The following is a 12,199-nucleotide window of genomic DNA, read 5'->3' as shown; positions in this document are numbered from 1 at the left end:
GGCCCGCTGAGAAGGCGTGGAATCCTCGGCGGACAGTGGCCCCAGGGCCGCGGAGGCTACGAGGCGGCCCTGGCGGTGCTGTAGGAGGTGCGGCAGGTGGCGTCGGACGCCGTAGCGGAAAGTTCGGTCATGGCCTCGGTCCACACCTTCTTGACCACCTTTTCCAAGCCCCGGGTCGCCGCAGGGGTGTTCGGAGAGAACTTCCTGACCGTTCCCACAGTGGCGACGGTGAACTTGTTGCACACCGGCAGGGGAGCGTTGCGGTAGCGGTTGTCGAGTTCACCCGTGACGGCGGAGCTGTTGGCGGTGGCCCAGCTGTTCCACGCCGTACAGGCAGGCCGGGTGAGTTCGGCCCGCTCGGTGGCGGTCAGACTGCCCAGAGCGGCAACAGCTGCGTTCCAGAACTCGTCCGGAATGGCGTATCGGGTGGTGGCGAACTGATCCCCGGCCTTGAAGATCGCCTCCTGGCAGGCGAACGGCAGCAAGGCCGCTTGCGTAAGGGCGGCCAGGAGCGCAGGGGACTTCACACTCTGAGCGGCCGGGGGCTCCTCCTGAGGGACGACAGTTACTACGACCGCCAGGACACCGGCGGCCCCGGTCACGGCCAGAGCGGAGCGCCTGAGGATGCGGGAGGTGTTCATGAGCGCAGGTCTCCTGTAGTTGAGGGCTGAGCGGCGGCCGGCCCGGTGCAGACCAGGAGCGGGGACTGGAAACAGAGCATCGGCCACCGCGCCAGTCCCCGGCCCTGCTCAGCGCTGACGGTCGGCTGCTGATGTGGCCAGCTCAGCGAGGCGCTCGGCGTCCGGCAGGCCGGTGAGCGCAGCGTGTGCTTGTTCAGCGCGGGAAGACGCCATCCGGGCCGCCTTGGTGAGGGCGCCGGTACGTGTCAGCACGGCGAGGATGTCCCGGTGCGCGGTGACGGGGTCGGTGCCGCCATGGAAGACGGTGGTCAGGCGGTCGCGGTCGGCTTCGTCGGCCACTTCGTAGGCGAGCAGGACGGGCAGGGTGGGCTGCAGGTTGGCGACGTCGCTGATGGCTGTCTTGCCGGTGATCTGGTCCTGGGCGGTGTAGGGGAGCAGGTCGTCACGGATCTGGAAGGCCATGCCGAGCTGTTCTCCGTACCTGCGGAGGGCCTGTTCCTGCTCCGGGGCCGCTCCGGCCAGGATGGCGCCGGCCTGGCAGGCGGCGCCGGTCAACGCGGCGGTCTTGGCTTGCATGACGTTCAGGACGGCGGGCACCCCGCAGGTCAGGTCGCCGCGGATCTCGGTTTCGCGCATGATGCCCTGACACATGTGACGCAGGGCCTCGACGGTGACCCGTGCCGCGTGCAGTACGCGCTCGGCGGGGCCGCCGCTGAGCAGGGCCGCAATGCCGGCCATCGACAGTCCGTCGCCTGCGACCAGGGCCTCGGCGAGACCGAACTGCTCGGCGGTGGAGGCCCGCCCGCGCCGTACCGGGTCCTGATCGACGATGTCGTCGTGGATGAGGCTCGCGACGTGCAGGCATTCGATGCCGGCCGCGAACGCCAGCACCTGCTCAGCGGTGCCGCCGACGGCTTTCGCCGACTCCATGCACAGGATGGGGCGAAGGAGCTTGCCCGGGGGGAACAGGGCGTCCAGGCAGGCCACCTCCAGCAGGCTGTCGCCGCTGCCCACCCAGCGCAGCAGCTCGGCCTCCAGGAGCGGAATGTGTGTGCCCCCGACTGAAGTCTCGGCGATGGACATGACACGTCCTTTCGATGGTCAGCAGGGGATGACGGCGCGCATCAGAGGGCGCCACACGTTGAGGCAGGCGCCTAGGGGTGGCTGCACCGGCCGGTGGAGCACGTCCTGACCTGCGGCCAGCACGCCGGCCAGGAGCAGCCTGTAATGCTCGCCAAATGCGTGGATGACGGGGCCGACCGGGCTGTTTTCCAGTTCAGCGGTCAGAGCGGTCAGCCGGTCGGTGACACGCTCGGCCTCGAACGCGATGACGTCGGCCATGGCCGGTGTCCACCGTTTGGCCCTGACGTCCTCGGGGTGGACCCCGAACTGGTGGAGATCCTCGAGAGGGAGGTAGAGGCGGCCGTCGTCGAGGTCCTCCGACAGGTCACACAGCACGTCGGTCAACTGGCCAAGTTCGGCGAACTCACGCACCAGCGGCTGCGCTTCCGTGAGTTCGGTGCCGACCACGGCCCACATGCCCCCGTAGAACGGGCAGCCGGCGACCTGCGCGGCCCACTGGCACAGTTCCGCGTAGGTGGCGAAGTCGCGGAAGTCGACATCGCGCTGCATCCCGGTGAACATGTCCTCGATCAGTGACAGCGGCATTCCGAAGGTCCGGCAGGTATGCACCGTGGCATGCAGGACGGGGTCATCGGAGCCGCCGGCAGCGAAGGCTGCCCAGTTGGCCTCCGCGAAATCGGCGAGACGACGCTGACGGTCCTCTACCGGCCCGCTGTCTACACAGGCATCGGCACGGAACCCGTGTGCAGACAGCGCCGCCGTGTGAGGCCGTGCCGCTGCGGGCGCGATGCGCACCGTCCCCCAGAAGCCGCGCCCTCCGCCGAGACCCGATACCTCTCTCGCGCACACCGTGTAACAGCGCCGAAGGACAGGATCGGTGATACCCGCCGCGTCCAGCCATCGCCCTACCAGCATCCGTGAACCCTCTCCTGCTCAACCGACCCTCTGCCGGGGCCAGGACCTCGCTCTGCGATGAGGGCGCGACACGTCCCTCCAGGGCCCTTGTCGGGCCGTCGTGCCGGATGCCGATCAGCGGGGCATCGACGTGGCCCGGGCCGGGTCCGCAGGTGGTCGGCGCGTGGGCAGCCAAGGCAGACGCAAGGACGGCTTCGCGGTCAGGGCGTCTTTGGTGCGGCGGTGGAAGGCGAGCAGGCCCAGGAACGCCGCGCCGGCGAACCACAAGAACTGAACGGCCAGATCACCGGGCAGCCACTCGCGGGTGAAACCCGCAGCCGAGGCAGCCTGCATGGTGCCGTAGGTAGGCAGGAACCGCACGACCTGGGTTCCGGCACCGCCGCCGGCCAGCGGATTTTGAAGACCGACATCCACGAGGCTGGTCATGACCAGGGCGAACATGCCCTCCACCTCCCGGCGCAGCAGCGAGCCGAAGACGACGCCGAGCGCCCCGTAGGTCATCGCTCCGCAGAACAATGCGCCGGCGAGCAGCAGTGGCCGGCGAGGGCTCCAGGCCGTGCAGATCACCGCGGTGGCATAGGCCGCGATGGCGCCGGAGGCCAGGGTCAGCGAGGTGGTCTTGGCCAGGACGAGATGGATGCGGGGGTAGTCGGCCAAGGCGAGGCGGCGGTCGAAGCGCCCGCCGTTGAACGTGACGGCGAACATCATGAACCCGGTGATGAGGGTGACGGCGTTGATGGCGCCGGTGATCTGCGTGATCTGGTTGCCGGCCGGTGCCAGGAGCTGGCCGGTCGCCCGTAGGCGGAAGGACAGCTGCCTGCTGGGGATGACGGCGTACGCCAGGCTGATCCAGCAGGGGATGAACACGGCCACCAGGACCATGGCGAGCCTGTTCCGGGCGTGTTCGACCAGGTCGAAGCGGACTGCTGTGACGAACAGGTTCAGGTGCCGCCTCACGCCGACACTCCCTCAGCGGGGCGCAGCACGCCGCCCTGAAGGCGCCACAACTCGTCCAGGCGCTCAGCGTCATAGGCCAGGTGGGAGACGACAAGGACTGAGCGGCCCGTATCGCGTAATCGGGCCGCCAAGTCCCAGAAACGCTGGTAGGTCTCCCAGTCGAAACCCTGGTATGGCTCGTCCAGCAGCAGCACCTGCGGGTCATGCATCAGCGCCAGGGTCAGGTTCAGCTTCTGACGGGTTCCGCCGCTGAGCAGGCCGGCACGCTCATCGACATACTCCGACAACCGCAACACCTCCATCACCTGCCCGGCGTGCCGCAGATCCGACAGCCCGCGCGCGACGCGGAAGAATTCCAGATGCTGGCGCACTGTCAGAGCCTCGTTGACCACCACGTCCTGCGGGCAGTAGCCGAAACGGCCCTCATGACGGACCGTGCCACCCAGCGGGCGCAGCTCACCGGACAAGATCTTCAACAGCGTCGACTCGCCCGCACCGTTCTCGCCGACAATCCCGGCCAGCACTCCAGGACGTAGATCAAGGTCGAGGCCCCGCAAGACCTCACGACGACCGTATGCGTGACGCACATCCCGAACCTCCACCGCACCCCCGGGCTCTACGGCGGTGGCACGCACTCACTGCTGGCCACTCGCCGTCACAGCAAGGCTAGGCACCACGTACGGTCAAAACCGGGGCAAGATCGCCTATTAGCCCGCACGAGTGAAGACCGCGGTGTAAACGGCGCTCGGCTCCAGATGATCGCCTGCGTTGCCAAACCAGCGTGCGGGGCAATCGCACAGCGACACCCGAGAGTTGGGCTCCGGTAGCGCGAACGCGACTTCAGAGGCCGGCTGCGGCAGAGCGCCGGCAGATCACACGGTTGCCTTCAAGGCACTCCAGCCAGCCGGAGCACCACAGTTGTTGCACAGGCTGGAGTTTAATCACCAGTGGCTGAGCTGCACAAACCCGAGGTCCGCACCACCACTACAGCCTCATTCCCCCAGAGAAGCCGGGGAAGTCGTACGTTGCCGCCACGGCCCCAACAGTAGTTCGGCCCGGTGGCCACGCTGTTACAACGCAGCGGCACTATGGACCCGGCAGCTTCTGCCGATGACCGCTCAGGGCTGGTCGGGCGGGGAGTCCTGCAAGTACCAGCCTGGGCGGCCATGCACTCCCTCGTCCACTTCATCAGCAGGTGTGAGCCCTCCTTGACGCGGCTCCCGTCATGACCGCCGTCGTTGGCGAACCACTGGACGAGAAGGCCGGCCGCCGGGCGGTCCACGTCGCCGGTGTTGCACACCGGGCACAGCTCCAGGTGGATCGGCCGCCCGTGTTCGTCGTCCTGCGGCGCCACCCCACTCATGATGAGGTCGCCTCGGCAACGGGCTTTCGCAGGACGGCAGCACAGCGCGGGACACCCGTCGTGACTTCATCCGGATCATCAGCAGCGACTTCACCGACAACGGCTACCTCGCGGAGGTCTTCGGCGAGGAATGCGTCGACGGCCCCACCGCGCTGCCGGACGCGTCACGGGTGATCGAGCGGCGACTGGGCATCCGGGACCTGTGGCCGCTGGCCCCGGAGACGTGACGAGGACACCTTCTTCGGTCTGATCGAGGTCTTCCATGACCTGGTCAGCTGGCCCCGCACCTGCCGCTTTTGCTCCTGGAACAACTGCGGGTGGCACCACTCGGAGTTCCACAACGGGCCTGTCCGCATCCTGTACCGCGGCAAGGTCAACGAGCTGCTGCGCGAGGCCAGCATCGAGTACGAGGTGCCTGCCGTGGGAGGACCTCGGGCGCCTGGTCGCCGTCACCGACGACGCGCGCAGCGCGCTGGTGCATCGGGCGCTCAACGACAGCGCCCCTGACATCACGGCCCGGGCCCGCCACGCGATCGCCCTGTTCCGCGGCAGGGACACGACGGGGGAGAGCCAGCGGTCGGCGATCGTCACCCTCGCGGGCATTCTCGAGGAACGCCGTCCACACCACCCGGCAAGCCGCGGCACGCGAGGCGATCGAGGCCGGGGCGGACGGCCTGGAGCACTGTGTCACCGTCGAGCCCCTCACCGACCGCTCGCTCATCGACCTGATGCTCGAACACGGCATCACCTACACACCCACGCTCTGGATCGACGATGCCCACCCGGACGCGCGTGGCAATCTCCAGAAGGTCTCCCAGGCCGGCGTGCACATCGCGCTGGGCAGCGACACCTTCAGCGGCCGGGGCCTGTTCGGAGCCAACACCCTGGAAGAGGCCGAGCTCATGGTGGCGGCCGGGATGACGCCCACGCAGGTACTGGCCGCAGGCACCAGAGGGGCGTCGCGGCAGTGCGCCCGCCCCGACCCCGGCACGGTGGCCCCCAAGGCGAGCGCGCCGACCTGCTTGTACTGAACGCTGATCCCACCGCGGACATCGGGAGCCTGCGCGATCTCAGCATGGTGATCCTGAACGGCGAACTCGCCGTCGACAAGCGCTAGGTGTGTTGCCCCGCAGGGTTGTTCACGAGGGTGACGGGTGGCTGTCCGCCGAGTGCGGTGCGGCAGCGGAGGTGGTCTCCGCCCGGGCAACGGTTCACATCGGATGCTCGCTGGCATCTCGCTGTACTGGCTGACAGCGACCGGGGCCCCCTCGGCGCGGTTCCACCATGATGCCCGTGGGGGTTTAGCAACCGTGCCGGGTGCCGCTCGGCGTGGCGGTTCGCGCAGGACGTCACGCGGTCGGTGCGATCGCTGGTCGGGTGGCTGTAGGGCTTCAGGTACTGGTCGGAGTTCGAGCGCGGCGGCTGCTTCGCCGCGAGGGAGGTGCCGGAGCTGCTCGCCGAGGACGTCCGGGACTTCTTCCGTACCCGCATCAGGCACCAACCGCGGGTCGCCACCCGCTGAGAGGCGCTGCCGACCTCGAGCTGCCGGCAGCCGGGGGCTTCGCCGGGTGTGAGGAGTTGAGGTGCAGGAGACCTGCTCGTCGTCGGACCGCTCTGCCACGCGACCCGGACGCCGCCGAGGACGCCGGCGGCGAGCAGCCGTGAGGCCGGCCTGCGAATCAGCGCATGGTCAGCCCACAGCCACTTTCTTGAGCGTTCGATCCAGATAGGGTACGGTGACGTCATGGCAAGAACCCGGGAGTTCGACACCGAGGCGGCGGTGAGCCGCGCCATGGAATTGTTCTGGTCGCGTGGCTACGAGGCGACCTCGGTGCGGGACCTCACTCAGCACCTGGGGATCGGGCAGGGGTCCCTGTACGCCGCGTTCGGCGACAAGGACGGCCTGTACCGGGCTGCGCTGGAGCACTACCGCAACACGCTCGCGGCGGCCGCCCTGCGCAGTCTGGAGGAGGGGGCGGACGTCCGTGCGGCGATCCGCGCGCTGCTGACGGAGCGGATCCGCATCGCCGTCGGGAACGGCGGCCAGGGCTGCCTGGCCGTCAATGCCGTCTGCGAGCGGCTGCCTCAGGACGCCGCGACCCGGCGTACCGTGCGCGAGATGCAGGAGGTGAGCCGGGAGGCGCTGGTCGAGGTGCTGCGAGCCGCGACGGAGCGGGGTGAGATCGCGGCGCGACACGACCCGTACACGGTCGCCGCGTTCCTGATCACCTTCCTCAACGGACTGCTGGTCTCCTCGAAGATCACGCCGGACGCGCACACCCTCGAACCCCTCGTCGAGGTCGCGCTGTCCGCTCTCGACTGAGGGGGCCCACGGTCTCGGCCGGAAGTTTTTCATGGCCCGATTCTGTAACGCCCGATAAAGAAAATGGGTACCCGCCCCGGCCGCGACGACAGCGGCCCTCATCAGCGCCGCCGGTCCGAGCGGTCTGCCGGCCTCGTCGACCCACCGCACCCACCCAAGACAGGAAGCACCACGTCATGATGTACGACCACACCGCAACGCCCCTGCGCACCGGACGTGCCGCAGTCAACGGAACGAGTCTGCACTACCGGACGGCCGGGTCCGGCCCCGCCGTGGTACTGCTGCACGGCGTCCCCAAGACCGGCTACCACTGGCGGCACCTGGTACCGAAGCTGACGCCCCACCACACCGTCGTCGTGCCCGACCTGCGCGGTCTCGGCGACTCCGCCCGCACCGCGGACGGCTACGACTCCGCGACGATGAGCGACGACATCGCCGAGTTGATGGCCCGCCTCGGACACGAGACCTACGCTGTGATCGGCGAGGACTGGGGAGCGGTGATCGGCTATCAGCTCGCCGCCCGCCACCGTGACCACGCCACCGCCCTCGTCTTCGCCGAGGCCCTCTTCCCCGGCTTCGGCTTCGAGGACCACACCGCCCTCACCCCCGAGAACGTTTCCAGCGGCATGCACCTGTGGCACCTGGGCTTCTACTTCCAGCCCGACGTCCCCGAGATGCTGATCGCCGGGCACGAACGCGAACTGATCACCTACATGATCAAGAACGAGCGCAGCCACCCCGACACCGCCACCCCCGACGCCATCGAGGAGTACGTGCGCTGCTACTCCATGCCCGGCGGCATCCGGGCGATGCTCGCCGTCTACCGGGCGATGCTCACCGACGCCGAACAGAACCGGCAGGCCGCCCGGAAGAAGCTGGACATCCCGGTCCTGGCACTCGGCGGCTCCGCCTTCATCGGCGAACGCAACGAGTCACAGATGCGGCTCATGGCCCACGATGTCACCGGGCACGTCTTCGACGCGGGCCACGACCTCGCGGAGGAAGTACCCGACGAGATGGCCGAGGCCGTCCTTCCGTTCCTGGCAGCGCATCCGTGACCAGGCTGCCGGACTGAAGCGGCCTGCAGGCCGAGGAACCTCCTGGCGAAGCGGGCCGGCCCGGACCCGCGCCACCAGGAGGCCCCTGGCTCGGGACGCCGCGCGGCGCGTCGGCGGCCCCAGAGTGACGCGGTGTGCCACGTCCCCGCCGGGACACCGGCGACCGTCCGCGTGTGGACACCGGGTACGGGCCGTTCAAATCCCAGGACATGCGCAGCGATGTGGCACCACTTGTCCCCGCCGATGCCGGAGAGCTTCGCGGAGGCCAGGTGGGACGCCCCCGACGACGAGGAGTACGAACTCGCCGAGGAGCTGGAAAGCGCCTGGACGCACGTGGGGGGCTCCTGGCCGACCTGGACGTTCGCGCTGCGCCCACCCTGTCGTCGTCAACGACGACCCTCTTCTCCTCGCCAGGGACGACGAGTCGGAGACCGGCGACGCCGCGGCGGACACCGACGACTGGGTCCTGCTGGCCACCTGGCTGGCGGTGAGCAGGTCCGCGAGCTGGACTCGTACGCCGTCAGCTGGATGATCCACGGCCAGGACCTTGCGTCCCTGCGCTTCGATCACGTGTACAGCCACGTCGACAGGGCATGACGCCCCGCCTTGCCCACAGCCGTCGGCCACACACGCGATCGAATTGACGGCGAGGCGCGGGCCGGGACAGCGGGGCGGTGCGCCCTCCTGCCCGTGCTGGGAACGCCGCGCGGCAGACCCATGCCCAGATGTTTTGACGGTGGTCGCCCCACCGCTGTGCACACCAGCACCCCAGTCGGCGACGGGGGCCCGTATCGGCATCGCGAACGTCGTGGGGACGCCGAGGACCAGCAGTGATCCCATTGGTCCCAGCGCGAAGCCGCCCAGCACGAACACCGGGGCGGTGACTGCCCGTCCGCCAAGTGCCTGGCTGCCGAAGGGACGGGGGCCGCGTGCCCGCCTGCGGCCGGCACCTGCTGATCCTGGTCGCCGGACCGCGCCCGCGCGAAGGACTTCGTGCTGCGTGCTACAGCACTCGCGGCGAGCGGACATCGCTGGAGCGAGCTGGGCTACCACCCGCCCCGCGTGCACGACTACCTGCACCGCGCTTCACGACCATGGTGGAGTCCTGCACCCCTGCCCGCCGACAGCAGTGCCGCACGCGGCTTCCCGGCCCGGACGAGGCCGCGATGGCCTCGTGCGTGCGCCACCGCGTTCCTCTGTAATCGGCCGCACTACTAGCGCCTGTTGGGACAGCCACGGGGACGGGCCATCAGCTTGTGGCCGTCTCCGGGGTCTTTGAGGATGTGTCCATGCCTGAGGTCCCTGATATCGCGACTGCCTGGTGCCAGCTCCTGGAACTCAGGCCGGGCACCCGGGGCGCCACGCATGAGTCGTTGCCTGCCACGTTGATGCCGCCCACGCCGAGCCTCGCCTGCGTGGCCTCTATCCATTCCCGACGCACGGCACGCTGCACTTCCTGCGTAGCGTAGCGCCGTGGAGCGGGTCGGATCATGATGATGTTCCGTTCATTGTCTGCGGCGGGCCGCCGTACCGGGTCTATGCAGCCGGCTACGCCGCCCTCCTGGGCGAGGTTGCTACGCCCGCGGAAGCGGCCGCGTTCGTGGTGAGCCATGTGCCCCATGGGTAGTCGCGCTGTCACAGCCATTCGTTGAGGACTGCGACCTCGGTCGCCTCATAGCGGACGGCGAGCTTGGCAGATCTGGCGGCCACAGCCTGACGGCGCTTGCGCCGGTTGAACCCGTGCTCAACGGTATGCCGCTCGCGGTAGCCGGTCTTGTCGGATGTCGGCGGCCGTCCGCCGCGGGAGCCCGAGTTCCTGGCGGTTGCGGACGCGGCCCGCAGGGAGGCTCGCCTTGATGCTGCGTCCGCGCAGGCAGGAGCGATTCCAGCGGGAGTCGTACGCCTTGTCGGCCCGCACCCGGTCCGATCGCCTGCAGGGCCGGCCCCGACCCAGCCGGGGAACCCGGATGGCCCCCGGGACCGGTGCGAACTTGTGGAGAGTCGCCCCGCTGACTGGCTGCGATCACAATTGGACAGCGGCTTCTGCCCCCGCTCGACGGCGATGCCGCCCGGCGGCTTTCTTTGCGTCCCCCCTTTCGATGCCCCTGCGGCATGCTGCTGGACCCGGCAGACGGTGGAATCGATGTTCACGTCCCAGGTGCTCAGGCCTTTCGCGTCGGTCTCGGCCTGCAGTCGGGTGACGATCCCGGGCCAGGGGCCGATCGCCCTGCCGGCGCCGGAACGGGTCGCAGTCCCGGTGCCACGGCCCGTAGCGTTCCGGCACACCGCGCGGGGGTGCACCGGTCCGGGTCCGCCACCGTATGACGCCGGTCAGCCGCCGGCGCGCCCGCACCGGCGGACGGTCCGGCTTGATGCCTTCCGGCAGCAACGGCTCCATCTGCGCCCACTGACCGTTCGCCACCCCCCCGTTCCTCAAAGCGTGATCATCTACATCCAGGATCTACTCTCGCAACAGGCCCTAGCCGATTGTGTTTTCGGGCCCGGGTTGTGGGTGAGCTGGTCGGCGACCCGGGCGATCATCTGGCTCTCTTCGCCGTTGCGGGCGGTTGTCGGGTGGTAGGCGAGTACGAAGCGGCGCTGCTGGTCACGGGTGGAGAACGCGGCGTTCTTGTAGCCGTGTGTCTCTCCGGTTTTGCCCCAGAGGGTGACGCCGTTGACGGTGGCCTGTTGCAGTCCGCTGCTGTAGCGGGCCGGGGAGCCGTCCAGCATCCGCACACCGTCCGGGGGCAGGGTGAACATCAGCTGGAGCAGCTCAGGTGGGAGCAGCTCGCCGGAGAACAGCGCGGCGAGCATCCGGTCGAGGTCGCCCGTGGTGGAGATCATGTCGCCCTCGCCCCGGCTGGACGACTGGTCGTACACGGTGATGTCCCGCAGGCTGCCGTCGGCCATCGTGAGATAGCCGTGCACGTGCCGGCCGTGGATGCGCAGGTCGTCGCCCGGCACGACGGTGCGCGTCAGGCCCAGCGGACGCAGTATGCGGGCAGCGACGGCCTCCCCGTACGGCCGGCCGGTCACCTTCTCGATGACCAGCGCCGCCAGCGCGTAGTTGATGCCGCGGTACTCCTGCCGGGTGCCCGGGACGAACTTCAGCGGTCCGTGCGTCGCCGTCGCCACCCACTCCTGCGGCGTCCAGTGATCGAAGCGGTGGCGGAACACCTCCTCCGCGCTTTCCGGGTCCGGGACGCCGACGTGGTCGGGCAGTCCGCTGGTGTGGTTCAGCAGGTGCGCCACGGTGATGGCCCCGAACCGGGCCGGCAGCAGCCCCGGCAGGATGCGCCGCACCGGCGCATCCAGGCTGACACCGCGCTCCGCCGCCAGCTGCAGCACCACCGTGGCGACGAAAACCTTGGTGATGCTGCCGATCCGGACCCTGTCATGTGCCGTCACCGGACGCCGCGTCCGGATGTCGGCCACCCCCGAGGTGCCGCGCCAGCGGCCGGCCGTGCCGCCGACGTGCAGCTGGGCCGCAGTCGACGGCGGGCGCTCCAGGTCGTCGATCGTCGCCTGCAGGGCGGTGGGGTCCAGCCGGGGGAGCGGCGCGGGCAGGGCGAGGGCGGGGTCTGCGGGCAGCACTGCGGTGGCCGCCAGCGCGGCCGTCCCTGACAGGGCGACGCTCACAAACGACCTGCGTGACATGCGCGTTGAGGTCATATCCCTCACTCTGTCGGTGGGCACGCCCCGCGGGCATCGGGGTTCGCCCCGGAGCGATCCCCGATCACACCCTGACCCGCCCCGGGGGGGGGCGGTGGGTCGTGCTGTCGGCGATGGTGCTGGTGGTGGCTCGTGGTGGCGCGCTATGGATGGTAGTGATGGGCTTCTGTGCCGAGGATGTTCAGCA

General features: G+C 69.3%; 12 protein-coding genes and 1 pseudogene. 5 read left to right on the top strand and 8 right to left on the bottom strand.

Annotation, left to right across the window (positions count from 1 at the left end; all coding sequences use genetic code 11):
• Positions 1-56: 56 nt before the first annotated feature.
• The 6 genes from ACZ470_RS12845 to ACZ470_RS12820 form a co-directional block, all read right to left on the bottom strand.
• Positions 57-641 carry a hypothetical protein gene (locus ACZ470_RS12845; protein ID WP_468426915.1) on the bottom strand — a complete coding sequence of 195 codons (585 nt, stop codon included), beginning with the start codon at positions 639-641 and terminating at the stop codon, positions 57-59.
• 108 nt (positions 642-749) lie between these two features.
• Positions 750-1,724 carry a polyprenyl synthetase family protein gene (locus tag ACZ470_RS12840; RefSeq protein ID WP_468426914.1) on the bottom strand — a complete coding sequence of 325 codons (975 nt, stop codon included), beginning with the start codon at positions 1,722-1,724 and terminating at the stop codon, positions 750-752.
• Positions 1,725-1,742: 18 nt separating this feature from the next.
• Entirely contained in the window at positions 1,743-2,639 is an 897-nt protein-coding gene (locus ACZ470_RS12835; RefSeq protein ID WP_468426913.1) for a phytoene/squalene synthase family protein, read from the bottom strand.
• A 114-nt stretch (positions 2,640-2,753) separates the two neighbouring features.
• Positions 2,754-3,596: an ABC transporter permease gene (locus ACZ470_RS12830; RefSeq protein ID WP_468426912.1), complete on the bottom strand. Its 843-nt coding sequence runs from the start codon at positions 3,594-3,596 to the stop codon at positions 2,754-2,756.
• Positions 3,593-4,198 (bottom strand): ATP-binding cassette domain-containing protein, encoded by a 606-nt coding sequence (locus tag ACZ470_RS12825; protein WP_468426911.1) that lies wholly within the window; start codon positions 4,196-4,198, stop codon positions 3,593-3,595. The genes ACZ470_RS12830 and ACZ470_RS12825 overlap by 4 nt, the downstream gene beginning before the upstream one ends.
• Positions 4,199-4,533: 335 nt before the next feature.
• The gene (locus ACZ470_RS12820; RefSeq protein WP_468426910.1) at positions 4,534-4,959 is read right to left on the bottom strand and encodes a DUF6300 family protein; all 426 of its coding nucleotides are present in this window, start codon (positions 4,957-4,959) and stop codon (positions 4,534-4,536) included.
• Between the two features lie 8 nt (positions 4,960-4,967).
• Here ACZ470_RS12820 and ACZ470_RS12815 point away from each other — a divergent pair.
• From ACZ470_RS12815 to ACZ470_RS12795, 5 genes and pseudogenes are all read left to right on the top strand, one after another.
• Positions 4,968-5,578, top strand: a pseudogene (locus ACZ470_RS12815) (hypothetical protein); the annotation flags it as partial.
• Positions 5,463-5,990, top strand: coding sequence for an amidohydrolase family protein (locus ACZ470_RS12810; protein ID WP_468427197.1), 528 nt, complete (start codon positions 5,463-5,465; stop codon positions 5,988-5,990). The pseudogene ACZ470_RS12815 and the gene ACZ470_RS12810, both read left to right, overlap by 116 nt.
• A 713-nt stretch (positions 5,991-6,703) precedes the next feature.
• Positions 6,704-7,282 (top strand): TetR/AcrR family transcriptional regulator, encoded by a 579-nt coding sequence (locus ACZ470_RS12805; protein WP_468426909.1) that lies wholly within the window; start codon positions 6,704-6,706, stop codon positions 7,280-7,282.
• A 176-nt stretch (positions 7,283-7,458) separates the two neighbouring features.
• Positions 7,459-8,340: an alpha/beta fold hydrolase gene (locus ACZ470_RS12800; RefSeq protein WP_468426908.1), complete on the top strand. Its 882-nt coding sequence runs from the start codon at positions 7,459-7,461 to the stop codon at positions 8,338-8,340.
• A gap of 1,411 nt (positions 8,341-9,751) precedes the next feature.
• Entirely contained in the window at positions 9,752-9,967 is a 216-nt protein-coding gene (locus tag ACZ470_RS12795; RefSeq protein WP_468427196.1) for a DUF6193 family natural product biosynthesis protein, read from the top strand.
• Positions 9,968-10,363: 396 nt separating this feature from the next.
• On the opposite strand, the gene ACZ470_RS12790 is transcribed toward ACZ470_RS12795, so the two are convergent.
• Positions 10,364-10,738 (bottom strand): hypothetical protein, encoded by a 375-nt coding sequence (locus ACZ470_RS12790; protein ID WP_468427195.1) that lies wholly within the window; start codon positions 10,736-10,738, stop codon positions 10,364-10,366.
• A gap of 50 nt (positions 10,739-10,788) precedes the next feature.
• Positions 10,789-12,012, bottom strand: coding sequence for a serine hydrolase domain-containing protein (locus tag ACZ470_RS12785; RefSeq protein ID WP_468426907.1), 1,224 nt, complete (start codon positions 12,010-12,012; stop codon positions 10,789-10,791).
• Positions 12,013-12,199: the final 187 nt, after the last annotated feature.

This window comes from Streptomyces sp. NPDC031111 (genome assembly GCF_055570675.1).
This window is presented reverse-complemented; position numbering and strand designations above follow the sequence as displayed.

What these genes read in the sequence shown, in the direction of transcription:
- ACZ470_RS12845 (WP_468426915.1), bottom strand. Translation starts at nt 641, where the DNA reads ATGAACACCTCCCGCATCCTCAGGCGCTCCGCTCTGGCCGTGACCGGG.
- ACZ470_RS12840 (WP_468426914.1), bottom strand. Translation starts at nt 1,724, where the DNA reads ATGTCCATCGCCGAGACTTCAGTCGGGGGCACACACATTCCGCTCCTG.
- ACZ470_RS12835 (WP_468426913.1), bottom strand. Translation starts at nt 2,639, where the DNA reads ATGCTGGTAGGGCGATGGCTGGACGCGGCGGGTATCACCGATCCTGTC.
- ACZ470_RS12820 (WP_468426910.1), bottom strand. Translation starts at nt 4,959, where the DNA reads ATGAGTGGGGTGGCGCCGCAGGACGACGAACACGGGCGGCCGATCCAC.
- ACZ470_RS12805 (WP_468426909.1), top strand. Translation starts at nt 6,704, where the DNA reads ATGGCAAGAACCCGGGAGTTCGACACCGAGGCGGCGGTGAGCCGCGCC.
- ACZ470_RS12800 (WP_468426908.1), top strand. Translation starts at nt 7,459, where the DNA reads ATGATGTACGACCACACCGCAACGCCCCTGCGCACCGGACGTGCCGCA.
- ACZ470_RS12790 (WP_468427195.1), bottom strand. Translation starts at nt 10,738, where the DNA reads ATGGAGCCGTTGCTGCCGGAAGGCATCAAGCCGGACCGTCCGCCGGTG.
- ACZ470_RS12785 (WP_468426907.1), bottom strand. Translation starts at nt 12,012, where the DNA reads ATGACCTCAACGCGCATGTCACGCAGGTCGTTTGTGAGCGTCGCCCTG.